The sequence below is a fragment of the Chryseobacterium sp. 2VB genome, assembly GCF_005503635.1.
Taxonomy (GTDB): Bacteria; Bacteroidota; Bacteroidia; order Flavobacteriales; family Weeksellaceae; genus Chryseobacterium; species Chryseobacterium cupriresistens.
On sequence record NZ_SCNC01000003.1, the window covers coordinates 16,882 to 40,240 of the forward strand.

21 protein-coding genes are annotated in these 23,359 nt (G+C 34.6%); 17 read left to right on the forward strand and 4 right to left on the reverse strand.

From position 1 onward, the window contains the following. Positions 1–8: 8 nt before the first annotated feature. Positions 9–2,873 carry a SusC/RagA family TonB-linked outer membrane protein gene (locus FFS26_RS04155; protein ID WP_110008477.1) on the reverse strand — a complete coding sequence of 955 codons (2,865 nt, stop codon included), beginning with the start codon at positions 2,871–2,873 and terminating at the stop codon, positions 9–11. 401 nt (positions 2,874–3,274) lie between these two features. On the opposite strand from FFS26_RS04155, the gene FFS26_RS04160 reads away from it, so the two are divergent. After that, entirely contained in the window at positions 3,275–3,955 is a 681-nt protein-coding gene (locus FFS26_RS04160) for a hypothetical protein (protein ID WP_137904384.1), read from the forward strand. Positions 3,956–4,024: 69 nt separating this feature from the next. On the opposite strand, the gene infB is transcribed toward FFS26_RS04160, so the two are convergent. From infB to rimP, 3 genes are all read right to left on the reverse strand, one after another. After that, on the reverse strand, positions 4,025–6,994 hold the full coding sequence (infB, locus tag FFS26_RS04165; protein WP_110008475.1) for a translation initiation factor IF-2: 2,970 nt from the start codon (positions 6,992–6,994) through the stop codon (positions 4,025–4,027). Positions 6,995–7,070: 76 nt separating this feature from the next. Then, entirely contained in the window at positions 7,071–8,306 is a 1,236-nt protein-coding gene (nusA, locus tag FFS26_RS04170; RefSeq protein ID WP_002982960.1) for a transcription termination factor NusA, read from the reverse strand. A 16-nt stretch (positions 8,307–8,322) separates the two neighbouring features. Further along, complete coding sequence (rimP, locus tag FFS26_RS04175) at positions 8,323–8,790, reverse strand: ribosome assembly cofactor RimP (RefSeq protein ID WP_034691441.1); 468 nt, start codon at positions 8,788–8,790, stop codon at positions 8,323–8,325. A gap of 213 nt (positions 8,791–9,003) precedes the next feature. Here rimP and FFS26_RS04180 point away from each other — a divergent pair, with 213 nt between their 5' ends. The 16 genes from FFS26_RS04180 to FFS26_RS04255 all read left to right on the forward strand — a co-directional run bounded on the left by FFS26_RS04180 (position 9,004) and on the right by FFS26_RS04255 (position 23,340). Continuing rightward, positions 9,004–10,317, forward strand: a complete 1,314-nt coding sequence (locus FFS26_RS04180; protein WP_110008473.1) for a UDP-glucose dehydrogenase family protein — start codon at positions 9,004–9,006, stop codon at positions 10,315–10,317. Between the two features lie 4 nt (positions 10,318–10,321). After that, positions 10,322–11,401 carry a dTDP-glucose 4,6-dehydratase gene (rfbB, locus tag FFS26_RS04185; RefSeq protein ID WP_110008472.1) on the forward strand — a complete coding sequence of 360 codons (1,080 nt, stop codon included), beginning with the start codon at positions 10,322–10,324 and terminating at the stop codon, positions 11,399–11,401. Between the two features lie 94 nt (positions 11,402–11,495). Next, complete coding sequence (gene rfbA / locus FFS26_RS04190; protein ID WP_110008471.1) at positions 11,496–12,359, forward strand: glucose-1-phosphate thymidylyltransferase RfbA; 864 nt, start codon at positions 11,496–11,498, stop codon at positions 12,357–12,359. 174 nt (positions 12,360–12,533) lie between these two features. Next, positions 12,534–13,382 carry an ABC transporter permease gene (locus FFS26_RS04195; RefSeq protein WP_110008470.1) on the forward strand — a complete coding sequence of 283 codons (849 nt, stop codon included), beginning with the start codon at positions 12,534–12,536 and terminating at the stop codon, positions 13,380–13,382. A gap of 32 nt (positions 13,383–13,414) precedes the next feature. Further along, complete coding sequence (locus tag FFS26_RS04200) at positions 13,415–14,674, forward strand: ABC transporter ATP-binding protein (protein ID WP_110008469.1); 1,260 nt, start codon at positions 13,415–13,417, stop codon at positions 14,672–14,674. Beyond that, positions 14,671–15,072, forward strand: a complete 402-nt coding sequence (locus tag FFS26_RS04205) for a sugar 3,4-ketoisomerase (protein WP_110008468.1) — start codon at positions 14,671–14,673, stop codon at positions 15,070–15,072. Before FFS26_RS04200 ends, FFS26_RS04205 begins: the two co-directional genes overlap by 4 nt. Beyond that, complete coding sequence (locus FFS26_RS04210; protein ID WP_110008467.1) at positions 15,062–15,484, forward strand: sugar 3,4-ketoisomerase; 423 nt, start codon at positions 15,062–15,064, stop codon at positions 15,482–15,484. Before FFS26_RS04205 ends, FFS26_RS04210 begins: the two co-directional genes overlap by 11 nt. After that, the gene (locus FFS26_RS04215; protein WP_137904385.1) at positions 15,474–16,022 is read left to right on the forward strand and encodes an acyltransferase; all 549 of its coding nucleotides are present in this window, start codon (positions 15,474–15,476) and stop codon (positions 16,020–16,022) included. Before FFS26_RS04210 ends, FFS26_RS04215 begins: the two co-directional genes overlap by 11 nt. Then, positions 16,019–17,077, forward strand: a complete 1,059-nt coding sequence (locus tag FFS26_RS22970; protein WP_110008465.1) for an acyltransferase family protein — start codon at positions 16,019–16,021, stop codon at positions 17,075–17,077. Before FFS26_RS04215 ends, FFS26_RS22970 begins: the two co-directional genes overlap by 4 nt. Continuing rightward, positions 17,074–18,174 carry a DegT/DnrJ/EryC1/StrS family aminotransferase gene (locus FFS26_RS04225; protein WP_110008464.1) on the forward strand — a complete coding sequence of 367 codons (1,101 nt, stop codon included), beginning with the start codon at positions 17,074–17,076 and terminating at the stop codon, positions 18,172–18,174. The genes FFS26_RS22970 and FFS26_RS04225 overlap by 4 nt, the downstream gene beginning before the upstream one ends. Next, positions 18,174–19,070, forward strand: a complete 897-nt coding sequence (locus FFS26_RS04230) for a glycosyltransferase family 2 protein (protein WP_110008463.1) — start codon at positions 18,174–18,176, stop codon at positions 19,068–19,070. The genes FFS26_RS04225 and FFS26_RS04230 overlap by 1 nt, the downstream gene beginning before the upstream one ends. A 1-nt stretch (position 19,071) precedes the next feature. Continuing rightward, the gene (locus FFS26_RS04235) at positions 19,072–19,662 is read left to right on the forward strand and encodes an acyltransferase (RefSeq protein WP_110008462.1); all 591 of its coding nucleotides are present in this window, start codon (positions 19,072–19,074) and stop codon (positions 19,660–19,662) included. 1 nt (position 19,663) lies between these two features. Next, positions 19,664–20,842, forward strand: coding sequence for a glycosyltransferase family 4 protein (locus FFS26_RS04240; protein ID WP_110008461.1), 1,179 nt, complete (start codon positions 19,664–19,666; stop codon positions 20,840–20,842). Position 20,843: 1 nt separating this feature from the next. Next, positions 20,844–21,713, forward strand: coding sequence for a glycosyltransferase (locus FFS26_RS04245; protein WP_110008460.1), 870 nt, complete (start codon positions 20,844–20,846; stop codon positions 21,711–21,713). A gap of 27 nt (positions 21,714–21,740) precedes the next feature. Beyond that, positions 21,741–22,409, forward strand: a complete 669-nt coding sequence (locus FFS26_RS04250; RefSeq protein WP_110008459.1) for an NAD(P)-dependent oxidoreductase — start codon at positions 21,741–21,743, stop codon at positions 22,407–22,409. 1 nt (position 22,410) lies between these two features. Then, positions 22,411–23,340, forward strand: coding sequence for a glycosyltransferase family 2 protein (locus FFS26_RS04255; protein ID WP_110008458.1), 930 nt, complete (start codon positions 22,411–22,413; stop codon positions 23,338–23,340). The last annotated feature ends 19 nt before the right edge of the window (positions 23,341–23,359 follow it).

The window sequence follows — 23,359 nt, forward strand, 5'->3', positions numbered from 1 at the left end:
CTTTTTTATTAAAAATCAACATTTAACCCAACTGAAACTGTTTTAGGGTTAGGATATACATTTAATGAGTACGTAGTAACCGGCTCAGGGTCAAATCCTTTCCAGCTGCTCCATGTATATAGGTTTTCAGCCTGAACAAACACTTTAATACCTTTAACAGGTAATTTTCCTAACTGATCTTTAGTAAATGAATATCCTAAAGAAACATTCTTAAGTCTTATGAAATCTGATTTATATAAGAATCTATCTGAAGAACCATCTGTACCAGCGTTATCAGCAAATAAGTTAGGTACATCAGATCCAGTATTTTCCGGAGTCCAAGCGTTTAATAAATTAGCAGATACGTTAATGTTAGCAGCTGCATAATCAGGATTCATTACCCAAGAGTATAAATTGTCATAAATATATCCTCCTTGTTGGTATGAGAATAATGTATCAAGGAACCATCCTTTGTATTGGAAGTTAAATCCAAAACCTCCTGTAAATTTAGCATATGGAGATTTCCCTGTCAATCTTCTGTCTGAAGGTTGTGGGTTCTCTGTAATATTTCCATTGATATCAAGGAATTGCATATTTCCATTTGCCGCGTTTACTCCTACGTATGGATATAGCTGATACTGGCTAGCAGGACCTCCAATAGCATTAACAACATCTCCTGACAAATCTTCGTTACTCATAGAAACGATTTTGTTAGAGTTGTAAGCTCCGTTAACAAAGATAGATAGTTTTGTGTTCTCTGTTCTTATAGCATTAACCCTGATTAGACCTTCAACCCCTTTATTATCAAGGATTCCGTCATTCCCTCTAATACCGTAAGTACCTGTAACAGCTGATCTCTGCAACGTATTGAACATTCTTGTTGTTCTTTTTTGATAGTAGTCAAAGCTACCTTCTACAAGACCTTTATAGTTGAAATCAACCCCAACATTTGTTTGTTTTACCTGCTCCCATTTCAAATAAGGGTTAGATAAATTCACAAAATTATATCCCAATAAGTTTTGATATCCAGAGATTCCTGAATATAAATCAAGGAAGTTATTCGGAAGTAATGCTAAAGGGTTTTGGTTATTAGCTGCAACTCCTAAATTCTGGTTACCTGTAGTACCAATAGAAGCTCTTAATTTAAGCAATCTGAATCCAGACTCAGCCATGAAATCTTCTTTGTCAATATTCCATCTTACGGCAGCTGACCAGAAAGTTTCCCATCTGTTAGTAGGTAAGAAACGGTATGATCCATCTCTTCTGATAACTCCACTTACTCCATATTTATCTTTGTAATCATAGTCTACAGTACCGAAATAGGCCAAAGTACCTGCGGTTACTTTTGAAGCTCCTACAGTAGGTCTGTAAATATTCGGTGTATCAGGATTAAATGGAATATATCCTGTTCCAGCACCAAACTGCCATTGTAATGGGTTTAATCCATTTTGAGTTTGTGTATTTGTATTTACATGAGCTTTAATATAATCCATGTAAGCAGCAACTGAAATAGTATGGTCACCGAATGTTTTATTGAAAGTAATGTTTGTGATACTGTTAAATGTCAGATCCTGAGTTGTCGTAAAACTTTCTGATCCTCCATATTTAGCACCAGCTCCCGCTGCTACAGCTGTAGATAAATACCCTTGAGCACCTCTTGCAAAGATTCTTTCGTATTCTTTATATTCTATACCAGTTCTGTTACCTACACTTAGGTAATCAGTAATCTTATAATTTACATTTGCATTAGCAGAAATACTTAATTCAGTAAATCTGTTTCTAACTCCTCCATTAATATTATCCTGAAGGATCCAAGCTCTGTTTCCTGCACTGTTTTGTCCAATAGCATTGAATAGTTCTACTCCATTAGAATATGGATTAGGAGCCACATATGAAGGGGAAAGTACACTACCAAATAATGCATTCTGAATTACGTTGGAGCTGATTCCTGTATTCTCTTCATCGTCTAACTGATTTCTTTTGGAATATCCTAAACCTAGAATTGTACCGAAGGTTAATCTGCCATCTTTAGACTTACCACTTAAGTTGTTTCTTAATGTAAATCTCTTGAAATCGGTAGATTTTACAGTACCTTCACTGTCTAAATAACCTAAAGATAAGAAGTTGTTTATATTTTCACCTCCTCCTGTAATCGCTAAATTATGTTGCTGAGAAATACCTACACGAGTAAATTGCTTTCTCCAGTCAGTATCTATTGCCCAGTTATCAATATCTTCCTGAGATAGGCCTTGATCTGCCGCAAAACCACCTCCGTAAATTTTTTGTATCTGTAACTGCTGTTTAGCACTAGACATATTATAGTCAGGCTTAGGTATCATTGAGAAAGAAGTCAGGGCATCATAAGAAATCTTCAATCCTGAATTAAATTTCCCTCCTTTTGTTGTAATTACAACAACTCCGTTTGCAGCTCTGTTACCATAAATTGCTGTAGCTTGTGCATCTTTCAGAATACTGAATGTCTCAATATCATAAGAGTTTAAGTTTCTGAACTGTGAACCTGAAGTGATAACACCATCTACTACGTATAATGGATCTCTTGAACCATTCAAAGAACTCATACCTCTAATCAAGATATTGAATTTACCAGAACCAGGAGAACCAGATCCAGAGTTAATCACAATACCTGGTGCTGTTCCCTGAATTGAATTCAGAACAGAAATGTTAGGTCTGTTTTCTAAGGTTTCAGCACCTACAGTTACTGAAGAAGTTGTAGATTTTGCTTTTGTAGCGGTCTTACTATATCCTAAGACAACTACTTCCTCAATTTTTGTCTCCTTGTCTTTTTTATCCTTGGAGTCTTTTTCCTGAGCAAATACAGCCTGTCCTGTAAAAAACAAAACACCAGCCGTTAATACACGTAATTTAACATTCATATTAACAAATTTTAATATATTTTAGGAGCAAATATGTTAATAAATATTAACACTAGCAAATTTTTCAGATTCACAAATCATAGATATATTCATGATAAATCAATCTAAGCCCACTACATACATTATAATTCATAATATTAGATGTAAAAAATTATTATAATTTAAATTACAAACTCAAATTATTCACTTTTTAACACTTTTAAATCAATAGAAAAATAATTATTTATAATGAATCTAAATTAAAACAATACTAATATTCAAGCTTATAGGTGTTTTTTTTTAATTAACAACATCATTAATTTCAATCTTTTCAACACAACTACTTTCTCTGATTAAAAAAACAAAAAAGCACTGGTTTCTTTTAAAAAGTAATATATTTATAACTTTAAAAAAAATTAAACATGAAAAAAATAGTTTTAACAGCATTAGCCATATTTAGCTTCAGTTTTAGCTTTGCACAAAATACACTATCAGTGAACGGTGCTACAGGAGCACAAGCTGTATTTGACGGCATCAACTCGACTACAGGTAAAACATTTAAATATGATGAGATTTCAGGGGATTCACCATATATTGGTAAAGAATTTTCTGATGCAAAGATTGCTGTTAATTATGAACAGCTTCCCGTACGTTATAACAGCTACACTGATGAAATCGAATTTAAGAAAAACGGACAAGTTCAGGTTCTTCCAAAAACCACTGATTTTTCAAGAATTGAAGTTCTGTCTCCTAAGCAAGTATTAGTTTTAGTTGACACATCAGATGATCTCAACGGCTATTTTTTTGAATTGGCCAACGGAAAAAACACTCTGTACAAAAAAGTCAAAACTAAATTTACAGATGTTGTACCAGCGCCAAATTCTTATGCTAGTGAAAGACCTGCTAATTTCAGGAAATTACCTCCTGTATATTACATCAAAACACAAAACGGCTTTATCAAAAAGCCTAAAAACCAAAAGGATATTATCAACCAATTTCCAGATAAAAAAGACAGCTTAGCCAGTTTCTTTAAATCCAATAAAATAAAGTTTGATAAGGATGAAGATTTAATAAAGCTTGTGACTTTTTTGAACCAGAATTAGATTATTAATAACTATTATATTAATAAAAAAGCAGGCATCTGAGATGCCTGCTTTCTTTATCTTAAATTATTACTTCAGTTTTTTCTTAACTGCTACTTCTTCGTAAACTTCAAGAATATCTCCGATTTCAATATCATTATAACCTTTAAGGTTCAGACCACATTCGTAACCTTTTGTTACTTCCTTAACATCATCTTTGAAACGTTTCAAACTTTCAAGTTCACCATCAAATTTAACAATACCATCTCTTAGCAAACGTACTTTTGACTGTCTTGTTACTTTTCCGGTAAGAACCATACAACCTGCAATTGTTCCTACTTTAGAAATCTTGAATACTTCACGGATTTCAACATTACCAATCACCTGTTCCTGAATTTCCGGAGAAAGCATTCCCTCCATCGCTTCTTTTACTTCATCGATTGCTTTATAGATTACAGAGTAAGTTCTGATCTCAATTTCCTCACGATCGGCAAGTTCTTTTGCATTGGCACCTGCTCTTACATTGAATCCAATGATAATGGCATCTGATGCTGCTGCTAAGTTGATATCAGATTCAGTGATCTGCCCAACACCTGAGTGAAGAATCTTCACACTGATTTCCTCTGTTGATAATCTTTGTAACTGATCAGAAAGCGCTTCTACAGAACCATCCACGTCTCCTTTAAGGATAATGTTCAATTCTTTGAATTCTCCTAAAGCAATACGTCTACCCAATTCTTCAAGGGTTGTATGCTTCTTGGTTCTGATTGATAATTCTCTCTGCAGCTGCTCTCTCTTATTGGCAATTGCTTTACCTTCACTTTCATCAGCATATACACGGAATTTATCACCTGCAGTAGGCGCTCCGTCCAAACCTAAGATTGTTGCAGGAATTGATGGCCCTGCTTCTTTTAGATTTTTACCTCTTTCATCAAGCAAAGCTTTTACTTTACCGTGATTTTTACCTGCTACTACATAATCACCTACTCTTAAAGTTCCGGTCTGTACCAACATTGTTGCTACATAACCTCTACCTTTATCTAAAGATGCTTCAATAACAACTCCGTTTGCTGCACGGTCAGGATTCGCTTTCAACTCAAGCATTTCAGCCTGTAGTAAAACTTTTTCCAACAATACATCTACGTTATTACCGAATTTAGCTGAGATCTCCTGTGCCTGAACATTCCCACCCCATTCTTCTACTAAAACCGGTGGATTTAATCCTGATAACTGCTGACGGATGTTGTCCGGGTTTGCATTCGGCTTATCCACTTTGTTGATAGCAATAATCATTGGTACTCCTGCAGCCTGTGCGTGAGCAATTGCTTCTTTTGTTTGTGGCATTACATCATCATCGGCCGCAATTACGATAATTGCAATATCCGTGATCTGCGCCCCTCTTGCTCTCATCGCTGTAAAGGCTTCGTGACCTGGTGTATCTAAGAAAGTAATTCTCTGACCATTTTCCAGCTTCACATTATAAGCACCGATGTGCTGAGTAATTCCTCCTGATTCACCAGCAATTACGTTGGTTTTTCTGATGTAATCCAATAATGAAGTTTTACCGTGGTCAACGTGTCCCATTACAGTAACTACAGGAGCTCTCTGCAATAAGCTTTCTTCAGTATCCACTTCATCTTCAGCATCTGTATCTTCAAGATCAGCATCTGAGAATTCGATTTTATAACCGAATTCATCTGCTACTAATAATAAGGTATCCGCTTCAAGTCTCTGGTTCATGGTAACCATTACCCCTAATGAGAAACAAGCAGAGATTACTTCAGTTGGAGAAACATTCATCAAACTTGCCAATTCACCTACTGTGATGAATTCTGTTACTTTAAGAGTTCTGTCTTGTGCTTCAAGCTCCTGCTGGCGCTCATCCTGCTCTCTACGGAAAGTTCTTTTATCTTTTCTGTGTTTTGCAGATTTAGATTTTCCTCCTTTATTAGTAAGTTTTTCTAATGTTTCTTTGATCTGGTTTTTAACCTGTTCGTCAGTTAATTCAACTGGCATAACTCTTTGCCCTGGTCTGTTGTTCTGACCTCCTTTTTTGAAGCCACCACCTTGACCCTGACGGTTTCCACCACCCTGGTTATTTCCAAAACGGTTTCCACCCTGGCCACCCTGACCTTGAGGACGGTTTCCTTGTCCTCCCTGACCCTGTCGGTTTCCGCCTTGTCCACCGTTATTATTCTGACGATTTCCCTGGCCCTGACCACCTTGGTTATTATTTCCTGAGTTTTGATTATTCCCCTGACCTTGTTGGTTATTCTGACCAGGTTTTTCAATTCTCTTTCTTTTCTTTTTTGCTCCGGCACCCGGCTTCGGCGCAAACTGAGTCAAGTCGATCTTTTCCCCAACGATTTTAGGACCGTCAAGCTTCTGATATACTGTCTCAATTTTCTGTGGTTCCTGAGATTCAGGTTCAGCCTCTGTTTTTGGAGTTTCCACTTTTTTCTCCTCTGCAACCACTGGTTTTGGAGTTTCTTTTACTGTTTCCACAGGTTTAACTTCTTCTTTTTTCTCCTCCATTTTTGGTTTGTCTTTTTTCACAGGTCTGTTTCTAGATTCTATTTGAGACAAATCAATTTTATCCAAAACTTTAAATTCCTGCTTTTCAGGCGCTGCTTTAACTTCCGGTTGTTCTTCTTTCACGATTTCTTCTTTCTTTTCTTCAACCGGTGTCGCAACAGGAGCCACAGGAACTGCAGGAGCTGCAGGAGCCTCTTCAGCTTCAGGCTTCTTAGGTTCCAAATCTATTTTACCTAAAATTCTAGTTTCTGGTTTATTTGCTTTAGCTCTTATCACTTCAGGGGTTTTCTTTTCTTCAATTTCCAGTTTTTCTTCCGGAACTTTAGTGATCACCACCTCATGGGAAGCCTTTCTTTGTTCGCCGTCTTTAGCAAACTCAGCCTCCAATGCAGAATATGCCGCTTCTTCCAATTGAGCGTTAGGATTGCTTTCAACCTCGAAACCCCTTGACTGTAAAAACTCTACTAATCTGGACATCGAAATGTTGAATTCCTTAACCGCTTTATTTAATCTAATTTTTGGCATTTATATTATTTACTGTTTTTAATTTTTAAAATTAAAGTATTTCTTTTTTACTGTTTATTAAAATTTATTTAAAATCTTAATCTTCAAATTCTTCTCTCAGAATACGTTTCACCTCTTCAATAGTTTCTTCTTCAAGGTCAACCATATTTAAAAGACTTTCAGTTTCTTTATCCAATACTGATTTTGCAGTCGTAAGTCCTACTTTCTTAAACTCATCCAAAATCCACTGCTCGATATCATCGTTAAATTCTTTCAATTCAACATCATCATCCTCGCTGGACTCTCTGTATACATCAATCTCATATCCTGTCAACCAAGAAGCCAGTCTGATATTCTGACCTTGTTTTCCGATCACTTTAGAAATTTCTTCAACAGGAGTATACACCAACGCGTAGTTCGTCTCCTCATTGATTTCAATTTTGTTAATAGTAACATTTCCTAATGCTCTCTTCACCAAGATCTCAGGGTTTTTAGACCACTGAATAACATCGATGTTTTCATTTCTCAACTCTCTTACAACGCCATGAATTCTGGATCCTTTCACTCCTACACAAGCTCCTACAGGATCAATTCTGTCATCATAAGCATCTACTGCAATCTTCGCCTTTTCACCAGGAATCCTCACTACCTTTTTCAGGATAATTGTTCCGTCCTGGATCTCAGGAATTTCCAGCTCTAATAACTTCTCAAGGAATTTAGGTGCAGTTCTGGAAATAATAATCTGTGGTTTAGAACCTTTAAAATCTACTGTCTCAACAATAGCTCTGATATTCTCACCCTTTTTAAAGAAATCGGATGGGATCTGGTTTTCTTTTGGTAAAATAAATTCATTTCCTTCATCATCCAGCAGAATCACGTGCTTATGACGGATGTGGTGGATTTCCCCTACAACAATTTCACCAATTTTATCTCTGAACTGTTCGTACAGCATTGCATTATTGTGTTCCTGAAGTTTTGTAGCAAGGATTTGCTTAAGGGTAAGAATATTTCTTCTTCCCAACTGTGCAACAGGAATTTCCATTGTAAAGTCTTCACCTACTTCGAAGGTAGGATCAATCTTCTTTGCTTCAGAAATTTCAATTTCCAAATCATCATCTTCAGACATTTCGTCCTCTACAATTGTTTTATTTAAAAATATCTGAAAATCTCCTTTATCCGGGTTTACAATCACATCAAAATGATCATCTGAATCGAATCTCTTTCTTAAAAGAGTTTTCAGTGAATCTTCAATAATTGCCATAAGATCAATCTTACTGATCCCTTTTTCGTCTTTAAAATCACCAAAGGATTCAATCAACGCTATATTATCCATCTATTCTTTTTTCTTTTTAAAATTTAATTACTACTAATGCTTTTTTGATCTCAGGATAAGAAATTTCTTTCTCCTCCTCCACATCTACTTTTCCTTTTCCGATATCTTTCGGTTTCCGGTAACGTAGAACAAGTGTGATCTTCTCATCGTCTACTTTTGACAATTCCCCTTCAATTTTAGAAGAATCCTCCAGCATCACCTCAATCTCTCTTCCAATGTTTTTACTGAACTGTCTTGGTGTGGATAATGGCTCGCTCAGTCCTGCAGACATCACCTGAAGGCTGAAGTCATGCTCTTCACGATCCATATTGAATTCAATTGCACGGCTTGCATCAAGACAATCCTGCAAAGAAACTCCGTTATCACCATCCAAAATCACTGTAATATCATCCCCTGCAGAAATTTTAAGATCAATAAGAAACAGATCTTTTCTGGTCTCAAGGAATTCATTTAATAATTCTTCAATTCTTTTTCTAAACTCCATATATTTTTATCTTGATTTACAGTACGAAAAAAGGCTTTCTTCCGAAGCCTTCCCATTTTTTCCGTAAATCCATTGCAAATATAAGCTTTTTTTCTAAAAAAGCAAAATAATCTTAAGTATCAGGTAAATAGCGTAAGATTCATTTACAATAAATTAAAAGAATATGTCAGAAGATTTTTATTACTTTTGTCTTAGAATTTAAAAACAGACATTTTGAATATAACGATTGTAGGAACAGGTTATGTAGGTCTGGTTACAGGAACCACTCTGGCAGAACTTGGCAATTCAGTATACTGTGTTGATATTGATGAAAAAAAAGTAGAAGGTATGAAAAACGGCATTGTTCCCATCTATGAGCCGAACCTTGAAGAAATGTTTTTAAGAAACATTCAGTCTGAAAGATTATTTTTCACTACCAACCTTAAGGAAGCTTTAGACAAAAGCGAAGTGATTTATCTGGCATTACCTACTCCTCCGGGAGAAGATGGATCTGCAGATCTGTCTTATGTACTTCAGGTAGCTGATAATATTGGCGAAATGATGACAGAATACAAAGTCATTGTCAATAAAAGTACGGTTCCTGTAGGAACTGCAGACAGAGTAAGAGAAACCATCTCAGCAAAAACAAATATCCCTTTTGATGTTGTTTCAAATCCCGAATTTTTAAGAGAAGGATTTGCGGTTGAAGATTCAATGAATCCCTCAAGAGTAGTGGTTGGTTCAAGTTCGGAAAGAGCCAAAGACATCATGTCTAAAATATACCAGCCTTTTACCAACACCGGAATTCCCATCATTTTCATGGATGAGAAATCCTCAGAACTTACAAAATATGCTGCGAATTCATTTCTGGCAGTAAAAATTACCTTTATGAATGAGATCGCGAACTATTGTGAAAAAGTGGGCGCAGATGTAGATAAGGTAAGACTTGGGATGGGTAGTGATGACAGAATCGGACACAGATTCTTATTCCCGGGGATCGGATATGGAGGTAGCTGCTTTCCTAAAGACGTAAAAGCGCTTATAAAGTCCGGAAAGCAGGAAGATTTTAATTTTCAGATCCTTGAAGCTACGGAAAATGTAAATACAGCCCAGAAGGTGATCTTAGTGTCTGAAATTGAAAAATATTTCGGAGGAAGTATTGAAGGAAAGAAAATTGCTATGTGGGGGCTTGCCTTCAAAGCCAATACAGATGACATCAGAGAAGCTTCATCTTTAGATAATATTGCTCTTTTATTGGAAAAAGGTGCAAAAATTGTAGCATATGATGCTGTTGCAGAAAATAATGTTCAGAAGCTTTTAGGTGATAAAATACAATACGCCAAAGGAATGTATGATGCACTCGAAGATGTAGACGCACTGTTTATTGCTACAGAATGGCCGGAATTCAAAAATCCTAATTTTGACCTTATGGCCAGAAAAATGAAAAACAAAGTCATTTTTGACGGCAGAAATATGTACCCACTGGAAATCCCTGAACAGAATGGATTTCATTATAAAAGTATAGGAAGAAAGACCATTACAAAATAAATCAATGAAAAATATTATCATTACAGGAGGTGCCGGATTTATCGGCTCCCATGTTGTAAGAGAGTTTGTAAAAAACAATCCGGATACTACGATCATCAATCTTGATGCTCTTACCTACGCTGGAAATCTCGAAAACTTAAAGGACATTGAAAATGAACCGAACTATGTTTTCGAAAAAGCAGATATTACAAAACCGGAAGAGCTTAGAAAAGTTTTCGAAAAATATAACCCGGATGCTGTTGTACATTTAGCAGCAGAAAGCCATGTAGACAGAAGTATTACAGATCCTATGGCATTCATCAATACGAATGTGAACGGAACCGCTAATCTTCTGAATCTTTGTAAAGAATTCTGGACATTAAATCCCGATCACACCCACGGCAGATTCCCGGATGAAAAAAGAAACAATCTTTTCTATCATATTTCCACGGATGAAGTATATGGAAGCTTAGGGGAAACAGGTTTCTTTCTGGAGACCACATCATACGACCCTCAATCTCCGTATTCAGCTTCAAAAGCAGCCTCTGACCATTTGGTAAGAGCTTACGGAAATACCTATGGAATGCCTTTCATTGTATCGAACTGTTCCAACAACTACGGTCCGAATCATTTCCCTGAAAAATTGATTCCTCTTTGTATTTCGAATATTATCAACGAGAAACCACTTCCTATTTACGGTGATGGAAAATATACCAGAGACTGGTTGTTTGTCATTGACCATGCCAAGGCGATTCATCAGATCTTTAAAGAAGCAAAAACCGGTGAGACTTACAATATCGGAGGATTCAACGAGTGGCAGAATATTGATCTTGTCAAAGAACTGATCAAACAAATGGATGCCAAACTGGAAAGACCGGAAGGTTATTCAGAAAAGCTGATCACTTTTGTAAAAGACAGACCGGGTCACGACAAACGTTACGCTATTGATGCCACAAAACTGAATAAAGATTTAGGCTGGAAACCTTCAGTTACCTTTGAAGAAGGACTGGCAAAAACCATCGACTGGTATCTGGAAAATAAGGAATGGCTGGAAAATGTAACTTCTGGAAATTACCAGGATTATTACAATAAACAATACAGCTAAATATATTATTGAGATAACAGAGCAATAGAACTCTTTATCTTCACAGAAATTCAACTCACAACACAAAAGAAATAAGCGTATTACGCACCAAAACATGAAAGGAATAATATTAGCCGGAGGTTCCGGAACAAGACTTTACCCTCTAACCATTGCAGTAAGCAAGCAGCTGATGCCCGTTTACGACAAACCTATGATCTACTATCCGCTTTCCACACTACTTTTAGCAGGAATCAAGGATATTCTTATCATCACTACTCCACATGACCAGGAAGGTTTCATCAAACTTTTGGGCGACGGCTCGCAAATCGGCTGTAATATAGAATATGTTGTACAGCCAAGCCCTGATGGTTTAGCACAAGCTTTTATTCTGGGTGAGCAATTTATTGGTAACGACCCCGCCGCACTGGTATTGGGAGATAATATTTTCTATGGTTCCGAAATGGGAACTTTATTGAAAAACAAAACCAATCCGCAGGGAGGAGTTGTTTTTGCTTACCACGTAGCAGACCCTGAAAGATATGGTGTAGTAGAATTCGACAAAAACCTGAAAGCTGTTTCCATTGAAGAAAAGCCTTTAAACCCTAAGTCAAACTACGCTGTTCCCGGCCTGTATTTTTATGATAACAATGTCGTTGAAATCGCTAAAAACATCAAGCCCTCTGCAAGAGGTGAGCTGGAAATCACAGACATCAACAATGTTTACTTAAGCAATGGAAAACTTGAAGTAGCTGTTCTTAACAGAGGAACGGCATGGCTGGATACAGGGACTTTTGATTCTCTTCATGACGCTTCAGAATTTGTAAGTGTTATCGAAAAAAGACAAGGATTTAAAATCGGCTGTATTGAAGAAATTGCATTCAGAAACAAATTCATTGATGAGGAGAAACTGCTTGAAACGGCTACCAAATATGGTAAAAGCGGATACGGTGAATACCTGAAACAACTTATCAGAAAATAACAATTATAATTTATAAAATTCATAGACTATTGGCTTTATGGCCAATAGTTTTTGCTCATGCCGACAAATATCAATATATTAGTTGTTGATTTTTAGTTTTATGGACTATGAAAATTTATAAACTAATACATACGGTAAGAATTAATTATTATAAATTTGCAAAAACTTACACAGATGAATGAACCACAACAAAAGTGGACAGAAACGATTGATGCTGATCATTCGTTATTTGACTTGAAGCTAAAAGAAGTCTGGAGATACAAAGATCTTGTTTATATGTTTGTAAAAAGAGATTTTGTATCCAGCTTTAAGCAGACTATTTTAGGCCCGATCTGGTTTTTTATCAATCCAATTCTAACGACAATTGTTTATTTAATTGTTTTCGGAAGAATTGCCAACCTTCCAACTGACGGAGCACCACCATTACTTTTCTACCTTGCAGGAGTTACTCTCTGGAATTATTTTTCAGCTTGTTTACTAGGAACATCTTCAACGTTTGTTGGTAATGCAAATATTTTCGGCAAAGTATATTTTCCAAGACTGGTTTCTCCTTTATCCATTGTAATTTCCAACCTAATGCGTTTTGGAGTACAGTTTCTCCTATTTATTATCGGCTGGGGTTATTATTTATCAAAAGGACAAATTCATCCTAATATCTGGATCTTAGCAACTCCCTTTTTAATTTTACTAATGGCATTATTTGCATTGGGAGTAGGAATGATATTTTCTGCGTTAACCACAAAATATAAAGATTTAAGTATGTTGTTGGGGTTTGGAGTGAGTCTGTATATGTATGCAACACCAGTTATTTATCCAACCTCAGCTTTACCAGGATTCTTTAAAAGCATTTCATTTTACAATCCTTTAACAGGGATTTTCGAATGTTTTAAATATGCCTGGCTTGGTGTTGGGGACTTTTCTCCAATAATGCTCACTATCAGTACATTTATCATCCTTATTTTATTGGTAACAGGTACTTTCATTTTCAACAAGGTGGAAAAATCCTTCATGGACACAGTTTAAAAATTTATTAACTTCCCCTAAACAATTTAAAAATGCTAGCTTTAAAAGCAGAAAATATATCAAAACAATACCGTCTCGGACAAGTCGGAACGGGCACCTTATCTCATGACTTAAACCGATTCTGGCACAAAGTAAGAGGAAAAGAAGATCCATATCTTAAAATTGGTGAGGTAAATGACAGAACAACCAAGGGAACTTCTGAGTACGTTTGGTCACTTCGGAATATTAATTTTGAGATTGAACAAGGAACTGCAGTAGGGATTATAGGGCGAAACGGGGCCGGAAAATCTACCCTGTTAAAACTTTTAAGCAAGGTAACAAAACCTACAACCGGTAAAATATACACCAACGGAAGAATTGCATCTTTATTGGAAGTCGGAACCGGGTTTCATCCTGAAATGACAGGACGCGAAAATGTTTTTTTAAATGGAGCAATTCTTGGAATGACCCGTAAGGAAATTTCAAGAAAATTTGATGAGATCGTAGCTTTTTCAGGAGTAGAAAGATATATTGACACTCCGGTAAAAAGATATTCATCGGGAATGTATGTTCGTCTGGCCTTCGCTGTAGCAGCTCACTTGGAATCTGAAATTCTAATTGTAGATGAAGTATTGGCTGTGGGTGATGCAGATTTTCAAAAAAAATGCCTTGGAAAAATGAACGATGTAGCAAAAGGAGAAGGAAGAACCATTCTTTTTGTAAGTCATAATATGACTGCCGTAAAAGAACTTTGCAACAAAGGAATCCTTTTAAACCAGGGAACTTTAGCCTATGAAGGAGATATGCTAAATACAATTATAGAATATCAAAAAAGCAGTACAACAGCAAGTTCTTATTATTACAATGGAAATATTAATGAAGCTCTAGGAAATAATAACATCAGAATAAAAGAATTTTCTGTAAATCCTATTCATGGAGATCTCATCGATATTGATTCTGGAATTCATGTAAAGCTTGTTTTCCAGAATAATTGTGCTAATATCAATCTGGATGCTACTTTTGAACTAAGAAATTATGAAGAGCTTATTATCTTCCATGTAGGAAAACTTATTACTGAAAATAATAATTCTGAAATTGGGGATTATACAGTAGAATTTGATATTCCGGCAGGTTTAATTAATGCAGGAAATTACTATTTTAAATTAATTTTCGGAAAAAATCAAACCGAAGTATTATTTGCAGTCGACAGTATTGTAGGCTTTGAGGTTGAAAATGTAAAAGTGGGCAGCAAACTTCATTTGTATCCGGGAATTACAAGACCGAATTTTGATTATAAAGTACAGACTCCATGATTCCAAAAATAATAGAACTTCCAAAAATTTATGACAAAAGAGGAAATCTTTCCTTTTTTGAGCACCCCAATCAACTACCCTTTGAAATTAAACGAACGTATTGGATTTATGATGTTCCGGGAGGGGAAACAAGGGGAAGTCACGCTTTTAAAGAACAGCAGGAGTATATTATTGCTCTTTCAGGAAGTTTTGATGTAGTGATTCATAATGGTAAAGAAGAGCAGCGGTTTTCCTTAAACAGATCCTATTATGGATTATATATTCCGAAAATGTTTTGGCGGAAACTAGAGAATTTCTCTACCAATTCACTTGCTCTTATTGTTTCTGATCATACTTATAATCAGGATGATTATATCAGAGATTTTGAAGAATTTAAAAAGCTGGCAAATGAAAAATAAGCTTTCAGTATTTGATTGTAGTGTTATAGACCTTGGAAAAATAAGTTTTGATGAGGGTAATCTTACAGTGGTTGAAAACAATTCAACCTTCCCATTTGATGTTAAAAGAATATTTTATTTATACGACATTGCGGGTGGAGAAAGCCGTGGTGCACATTCTCATAAAGAATGTCATCAGTTTTTGATTGCAGCTAGCGGAAGTTTCGAGGTTTCACTGGATGATGGAAAGTTTAAAAGACAGGTTTTTCTGAACCGCCCGGATATTGGGCTTCATATTCCACCGGGAATTTGGGCTTCAGAAATTAATTTTTCATCAGGTGCAATTTGTCTGGTTCTGGCATCTCATCATTATAATGAAGAAGACTATGTCAGAGATTATGATACATTTTTAAAAATACAGAATGAAAAATAAAATTCATCCATTAGCCGATGTCCAAAGTGAAAGCATAGGAGAAGACACAATGATTTGGCAATTCTGCGTTGTTTTAAAAGGTGCTGAAATTGGTAAAAATTGCAATATAAACTGCAATGTTTTTATTGAAAATGACGTGAAAATAGGTGATAATGTAACCATTAAATCCGGCGTACAGGTTTGGGACGGAGTAACATTGGAGGACAATGTATTTATCGGTCCAAATGTAACTTTTACGAATGATCTTATTCCGCGTTCAAAACAATATCCTTTAGAATTCAGTAAAACACTTGTGAAAAAAGGTGCTTCAATTGGGGCCAACTCTACAATTATTGCCGGGAATATAATCGGAGAAAATGCTTTGATCGGTGCCGGAAGTGTCATTACGAAAAATGTGCCTTCAAATACAGTTTGGTATGGAAATCCTGCCAGACAAACTGGTTTTATAACTTTAGACGGAAAGATTTTAGACATGAATATGAGAGACAAGGAAGGAAATTCCTATCAAATTCAAAATGATGAATTTTTGAAAAAATGATTAAGCCATTAACCTCTTTAAGATTCTTTTTTGCATTTTGTGTCTTTTTAAGCCATTTATCTTATTTAAAAGATGATGAGCGCTATAAAGACATTTTCAATAATGTTTTTTCTGAAGGTTTTTTAGGGGTAAGCTTCTTTTTCATACTAAGTGGATTCATACTTGCTCTCAACTACAGAGATAAATTTAAAAATAAAGCTATTACATTAAAGAAGTTTTATATTGCACGGTTTGCAAGAATCTATCCGTTATATTTTATCACAACATTGGTTTCTATTCCGGTTTTGTACAGTAGTTTTAAAATACTTCTTTACAATATTTTTTTAGTTCAAAGCTACATACCGGATCAAAAATACTTTTTCTCATACAATGCGCCCTCATGGAGTATTTCAGATGAAATGTTTTTTTATGCTTTGTTCCCGATTTTAATTGGGATAAGTTATAAATTCAAGACAATATTTAAAATAGGATTATTAATTGTTTTTGTCTCATTTCTATTTTTTTTAAACAGCTTTCTTTTTGAGCATGAAGCTCATTATTGGCTGTATATATCGCCTTTTATCAGAGTTTTTGATTTTATTCTAGGTATTCTGTTATTCGATTTAGCTCTTTATCTAAAGACCCAAAACACAATTTTACACAAAGGCATATTCAAGTTCTCCGAAATCGGAGCACTAGCTGTTTTGGTCCTATTTTTCATTTTTCACAGCAGCTTACCTATCAGTTTCAGATTTTCAATTTATTATTGGTTGCCAATGTGCCTTATTATTTTGACCTCTGCAAATTCTTTTATTTCAGCAAAAAATGTTACCTGGATTACAAAGTTCCTGTCATGGAAATGGTTCGTATATTTGGGTGAAATAAGTTTCGGATTTTATCTGATTCATTATTTAGTTATAACTTACACACATAAAAATAATGGTTTAAGAGGTATTCATCTTGATGGTATTCCCTTGGCATTACTAATGTTTCTCATTACGTTCATTGCAAGTATTTTCACGTATGAAGTAATAGAAAAACCGTTCAACAAAAAAATAAAAAATTTATTCTCATGATTAAGTTCCTCGATCTACAAAAAATTAATCTACAGCACCAAGAAGAAATTGAGGCGAAGCTCTTGCAGGTTTTCCGTTCCGGATGGTATCTTATGGGCAATGAACTGAATCTATTTGAGAAAAATCTTTCTCAATATATCGGAACAAAATACGCAATCGGTGTTGCCAATGGTTTAGACGCTCTTCGTCTTATCCTTAGAGGATATATCGAAATGGGATTAATGAAAGAAGGAGACGAAATTTTAGTTCCATCCAACACTTATATTGCTTCTATTTTAGCCATTTCCGATAATGGACTCGTACCCGTTTTGGTAGAACCAGATATTGCCAACTATAATATTGACATCTCAAAAATTGAAGAAAAAATCACTCCAAAAACAAAAGGTATTTTAATTGTGCATCTTTACGGAAGAGTTATTTTCTCTGAAGAATTGCAGCAATTGACTCAAAAATATAATGTAAAAATCATTGAAGATAATGCTCAGGCTATTGGAGCAGAATGGAAAGGAAAAAAAACAGGAAATCTTGGTGATGCCTCTGGTTTTAGTTTCTATCCCGGAAAAAATTTAGGTGCTTTGGGCGATGCCGGTGCAATTACGACTAATGATGAAGAATTGGCAAAAACCATAAGAGCCTTGGCAAATTATGGTTCAAATAAAAAATATGTAAATATTTATCAAGGATTAAATTCCAGACTAGACGAAATTCAGGCTGCTGTTTTAGATATTAAGCTAAAATACATTGATGAAGAAAATGAGGTGAGAAGAAAGATCGCAAGACAATATATCAGCGAAATTTCAAATTCCAACATTATTCTTCCGGAAAACCCTGAAAATGAGAACGAGCATGTTTGGCATATTTTCCTTATCAGAACAGAAAAAAGAGACGAGCTTCAGGCTTACCTTACAGAAAACGGTGTCCAAACTTTGATTCATTATCCGATTCCTCCCCACAAACAGGAAGCTTATAAAGACTGGAATTCACAATCTTTTCCGATCAGTGAAAAGATTCATCAAGAAGTTTTGAGCCTGCCTATTTCTCCGGTAATGGAAAACGAGGAAATAGCTAAAGTTATTGAATTATTAAACAAATTCTAATGGAGAATCCGTTGGTAAGTTTTATTGTTGTTTCATACAAACACTCAGAATTTATCCCTGAGTGTTTAAATAGTATTAAAAATCAAACTTATAAAAACTGGGAACTCATTATTGCTGATGATGCTTCACCAGACAATTCTGTGGAGATCACAAAAAACTGGCTGAACGAAAACAACATTTCTGCAAAAACCAATTTTCATGAAACAAACATAGGATTCGCTGCAACACTTAATGAATGTATTGAGATGACTGAGGGAAAATATGTAAATATTATAGCTGCCGATGACTACCTTCATCCTTCATTTCTTGAAAAATGCGTAGCCAATTTAGAAAAAAAGGGGAATGATTTCGGAATGATTTTTTCAAGCTGCTTTATCATCCAAGAAGATAAAACGTTAATTAATTATCTTGATGATCTGAGTTTTTATAAAGATGAAAATCAATTTAAAAGTACTTTGAAAAAGATGAACCTTATCCCTGCTCTTGCTACGTTGGTTAAAAGAACGGTTTTAATTGAGACAGGTCCGTACGATAAAAATATTCTTATCGAAGATTACGACAGATGGTTGAGAATTAATGAAAATTATTTTATTGATTTTATTCCTGAAAATCTTGCATATCATAGAAAGCATGGTGAAAACATTTCTAAAATAAAAGAAAGGATTGTTTTTGTAGAAGAAATACTTTTAAGGTTAAAATATGATCATAATCTTGAAAATAAGACAAAAATAAATAACGACATCAAAAAGATCTACATAACATCTACAGATAAAAAGGAAATCCTGAAAGTGTCTGAACAATATTCTCAATATAAAGGAAAAGAACGTTGGCTGAATCTATGCCTGAAATATAACCTGCCTGTAAAATTATATTATCTGAAATATAAATTTTTCTAAAATGCTTACAAACATAAAAAAAAATATCGCACAAAAAATCATTACTCTTGTCGAGAACAATGATAAAAGAAAAAAACAGGAAAAATGGAATATTTTCATGTCCAAACCTAATATAAATATTCATCCAAGTTTTTCTCCAAAAGATGCAGATATTTTTAAAGGTGAAAATAATCAAATAGGAAATATTACAATTAGTGAAAATTTTTTATTGAGAAAATACTGCAATATTGTAGTTTTTCCGAATGCTGAGCTTAGAATCGGAAAAGGTGTTTTTTTCAACAATTATTGTTCTATCAATTGTTTAGATAAAATTGAAATTGGTAATGATACCATTTTTGGTGAAGGTGTAAGGCTATACGATCATAATCATCTTATCGAAAAAGGTGAAAAACTTTTTGTAGAAAAAGAAAAATATATGACGTCTCCTATTAAAATTGGTAAAAATTGCTGGATTGGAAGCAATACTGTAATATTAAAAGGGGTTACGATCGGAGACAATTCTATTATTGGAGCCGGCTGTGTAATACACAAATCTGTTCCCGAAAACACAATTATGAAAAATAGTCAAAATTTAATTTCTCAAACCCTCTAAAATGAGTACAAAAAAAATATTATTTATTTCGCACGAAGCTTCTTTATCCGGTGCTCCCATTCTTGTTTTAGATTTAATAAAAAGATTAAAAAAAGAAAAAGAAAATTATCAGATCGATATTTTATTGATCAGAGGAGGAGAATTGTATGAAGAATTTGCAAAAGTGGCTAACAATATTGTTGTTGCTCATTATCATTTACAGTCTTTTTCATTTTTAAAAAGAAATTTAAAAAGAGTTCAATCAATTGTTTTCAGAAAAAAAGAGACTCAACAAGACAAAATTGATAAAATTACCATCTCTCTTCTTGAAAACAAATACGATCTGGTATATGGAAACACAATGGAATCATTGATTTGGACGCTTCCTTTCTATAAAAAAAACATTCCTACAATTGTTGCTATTCATGAGCTTAGTTTTGGGATTGAAAGTACTTACTCTAAAGAGTTTGTTTTAGAAAACATTTCAAATATCACCCAAATTATAGCAGGTTCGCAAGCTGTTGCCGACAATCTTATCAACAAGTACAATGCAGCCCCACAAAAAGTAACAGCAATACATTCTTTCGTAGACAATGTTCTCAACCTACAGAAGGATAAAGAATTATTGAAAAAGGAATTGAATATTAAAAATGAAGAATTGATCGTTGGAATTGCGAGTTCTCAGGAACTAAGAAAAGGTACGGAGATGGTTCCTGTTTTGGTTCAGAAAATAAAACAGAAAACTGATCTTAATTTTAAATTCATCAATCTTGGAGGAACATCCAAAAGTGCTGCTGTAAGATGTGCCAAACTGGATGCTGAAAAATTAGGGGTAGAAAAGGACATCATTTTTATCGATCATAACAAAACGCCAAATGATTATATAAATATTTTTGATGTTTTTCTTTTAATGTCCCGTGAAGATCCTTTCCCATTAGTTATGCTGACTGCTGCAAAACTAAAAAAACCCATCGTAGCTTTTGAAAAAAGCGGTGGTGCTGTTGAATTTCTGGAAAACAATCATGGAGTACTTGTTCCCTATCTGGATATTGATACTATGGCTGAAGAGACCGTTAAGCTTATGCAGGATGCCAATCTAAGAGAAAGTTATGGCGAAAATATTTATCAGAGATTGGAAAACGAATATTCTGACAAGAAATTGGCAGGTAAAATTTTTACAATAATTGATAACTTACTTTAAGATGATCTCCATCATAATCTCATCATACCTTCCCGGCTATTTTTCTGCACTTGAAAAGAATATTGCAGAAACAATCGGGGTGTCTTATGAAATCATTAAAATAGACAATCCTGGATTGATGGGAATTTGTGAAGCTTATAACAAAGGCGCGGAAAAAGCTGGTTTTGATTATTTGCTTTTCATCCATGAAGACATCTTATTTAAAAATGAAGATTGGGGGAATACACTCATAAATCATTTAAACCAGGAAAATACAGGAATTATAGGGCTTGCAGGATCATCCTACGTTCCTTCTGCTCCATCAAGCTGGACCGTTACTGAGAAATATAATTTCGTAAATATTTTACAGGGAAATAAAGAGAATACCCTGTATTTTCCCATTCAAACAACGAAGGAAAACAGAAATAAAGTCTTTGCTGTTGACGGTGTTTTTCTTGGAATTAAAAAAGAAATATTTAATCAGTTTAAATTCAACGAAAATCTATTGAAAGGTTTCCATGGCTATGATCTTGATTTTAGTTTAAGAGTTTCTACAAAAAAACAGAATTATGTGGTTAACGATATACTGATTCAACATTTCTCTGGTGGAAATCCGGATAAAACTTGGTTAGATGCCAATATCAAAGTAAGGGAAAGTATAGGATCTGACTTTCAAAAAGAAATCGACACCGAAGCTGAAAAGAAAATATTTCTAGGGTTTTTGCACAATTTTTTTAAATACTACCCTGTTAATAAAAAAAACCTATTTCTGACATTAAAATTTTATCCCAAAAAACTTAATTTTAATGAGCATTTGGAAATAGCAAAAAAGTATTACGGCTATATAAGATACGCTGGAAGTATCAATAAAAAACACAACTCAAAGAATTAAAATTTATCTAAAACTGTTTAATAAGATATGATCATAGGAAACGGACTTATTGCCAATTCATTAAAAAATATAGACTCAGAGGAAAATCTATTTTTCGCTTCTGGCGTTTCGAATTCTCTGGAAACAACAAGTTCAGAGTTTGAAAGAGAATTTACTCTTTTGAATAAATGTATTGAGAGTAATCGCAATCACAAATTAATTTATTTTTCTACTCTAAGCATTCATGATCAGTCAAAACAAGACAGTCTTTACGTTTTACATAAAAAGGAAATTGAAAATTATATCAAAAATAAGTGTAAAAACTACCTTATTCTCAGAATTGGAAATATTGTAGGAAACGGAGGAAACCCAAATACATTATTCAATTTTCTTAAAAATCAGATTAAAAATTCACACCAGTTTACAGTTCATACAAAGGCAAGGAGACTATTGCTGGATATAGATGATATTTCTAAATTTTTAGAGTCTTACTGTCTGCATCTTCCTAATAAAGTTATTAATTTTTCTTTCCCCTATAATTTTGATTTAAAAGAAATTATAGGTGCTATTGAAAAAGAAACCCATCAAAAAGCTTATTATTCAGAAGTGAACGAAGGAGACTTTTACAGAGTAGATTTTGATAAAGAAATTCACGACTTCTTCTCAGGTATCAGTCCTGAAAGTTATCTTGAAACGTTAACCCGAAAGTATATTTAAGATGGTGGCTATTCACGTAATCATTGTTACTTATAATGCCATGAAGTGGGCAGAAAGATGTTTTTCAAGCTTAAGAACCTCTTCAGTTCCTGTAAAATGTATTGTAATAGATAACGGATCAACAGACGGCACTCAGGAATATATCAAAAAGTATTTTCCTGAAGTAGACTTCATTCAATCTCCACAAAATCTAGGTTTTGGAAAAGCGAATAATGCAGGGATAGAAAAAGCGTATAAAGAAGGAGCAGATTTTTTCTACCTGATGAATCAGGATGCATGGATTTATCCGGATAGTTTTCAAAAGCTATTGGATGTGTACAACGCATCCCCCGACAAAAATCAACTGGGGATTTTAAGTCCGATACACATGGATGGCAGCGAGAAAAAGCTCGATATTTTTTTCGAACGCTACCTGGCAAGAAATACTCCGGATAACAGAATATTTTCAGACAGCTTTAACAATAGTCTTAAAGATTATTATGAAATCGATTTTGTGAATGCCGCTCACTGGCTGCTTCCCAAAGCAACCATTGAAGAAATCGGGGGCTTTAATCCTTACTTCTTCCATTATTCCGAAGATTATGAATACGTACAACGTATTTCTTTTTTCAGGAAAAAAATCATCGTATGCCCGCCCAGCAGAGTTGTACATGATGGCAAACAGGATTTCCATAAAACCAGCCACATCAATGCTCTGAGAGTACAGCGGGAACAACGCTATCTGAATCCGGCACTCCCGTTTGATTCCAAAGTACTTAACAGAGATTTCATTCCTAAAATGATAAAGCAAGCTCTCCAGCTGCAGTTTTCTGCTGCTTCCGATACTTTGAAAGAATATCAATATCTGAAGACCCGGTTTAATGAAATTATGAACGCAAGAACCATCATTAAAAATAAAGGGGCTGCATTTCTTAATTTAAAACAAGTATAATTCAGAATAAATCTAAACC

Excerpts from the sequence above, each read along its gene's own strand:
- FFS26_RS04205 (WP_110008468.1), top strand. The coding sequence starts at position 14,671 with ATGATTCCAAAAATAATAGAACTTCCAAAAATTTATGACAAAAGAGGA.
- FFS26_RS04160 (WP_137904384.1), top strand. The coding sequence starts at position 3,275 with ATGAAAAAAATAGTTTTAACAGCATTAGCCATATTTAGCTTCAGTTTT.
- FFS26_RS04200 (WP_110008469.1), top strand. The coding sequence starts at position 13,415 with ATGCTAGCTTTAAAAGCAGAAAATATATCAAAACAATACCGTCTCGGA.
- FFS26_RS04195 (WP_110008470.1), top strand. The coding sequence starts at position 12,534 with ATGAATGAACCACAACAAAAGTGGACAGAAACGATTGATGCTGATCAT.
- FFS26_RS04230 (WP_110008463.1), top strand. The coding sequence starts at position 18,174 with ATGGAGAATCCGTTGGTAAGTTTTATTGTTGTTTCATACAAACACTCA.
- FFS26_RS04155 (WP_110008477.1), bottom strand. The coding sequence starts at position 2,873 with ATGAATGTTAAATTACGTGTATTAACGGCTGGTGTTTTGTTTTTTACA.
- FFS26_RS04240 (WP_110008461.1), top strand. The coding sequence starts at position 19,664 with ATGAGTACAAAAAAAATATTATTTATTTCGCACGAAGCTTCTTTATCC.
- FFS26_RS04235 (WP_110008462.1), top strand. The coding sequence starts at position 19,072 with ATGCTTACAAACATAAAAAAAAATATCGCACAAAAAATCATTACTCTT.
- FFS26_RS04250 (WP_110008459.1), top strand. The coding sequence starts at position 21,741 with ATGATCATAGGAAACGGACTTATTGCCAATTCATTAAAAAATATAGAC.
- nusA (WP_002982960.1), bottom strand. The coding sequence starts at position 8,306 with ATGGATAATATAGCGTTGATTGAATCCTTTGGTGATTTTAAAGACGAA.
- FFS26_RS04225 (WP_110008464.1), top strand. The coding sequence starts at position 17,074 with ATGATTAAGTTCCTCGATCTACAAAAAATTAATCTACAGCACCAAGAA.
- FFS26_RS04245 (WP_110008460.1), top strand. The coding sequence starts at position 20,844 with ATGATCTCCATCATAATCTCATCATACCTTCCCGGCTATTTTTCTGCA.
- FFS26_RS04215 (WP_137904385.1), top strand. The coding sequence starts at position 15,474 with ATGAAAAATAAAATTCATCCATTAGCCGATGTCCAAAGTGAAAGCATA.
- FFS26_RS04210 (WP_110008467.1), top strand. The coding sequence starts at position 15,062 with ATGAAAAATAAGCTTTCAGTATTTGATTGTAGTGTTATAGACCTTGGA.
- FFS26_RS22970 (WP_110008465.1), top strand. The coding sequence starts at position 16,019 with ATGATTAAGCCATTAACCTCTTTAAGATTCTTTTTTGCATTTTGTGTC.
- rimP (WP_034691441.1), bottom strand. The coding sequence starts at position 8,790 with ATGGAGTTTAGAAAAAGAATTGAAGAATTATTAAATGAATTCCTTGAG.
- infB (WP_110008475.1), bottom strand. The coding sequence starts at position 6,994 with ATGCCAAAAATTAGATTAAATAAAGCGGTTAAGGAATTCAACATTTCG.
- rfbA (WP_110008471.1), top strand. The coding sequence starts at position 11,496 with ATGAAAGGAATAATATTAGCCGGAGGTTCCGGAACAAGACTTTACCCT.
- FFS26_RS04255 (WP_110008458.1), top strand. The coding sequence starts at position 22,411 with ATGGTGGCTATTCACGTAATCATTGTTACTTATAATGCCATGAAGTGG.
- rfbB (WP_110008472.1), top strand. The coding sequence starts at position 10,322 with ATGAAAAATATTATCATTACAGGAGGTGCCGGATTTATCGGCTCCCAT.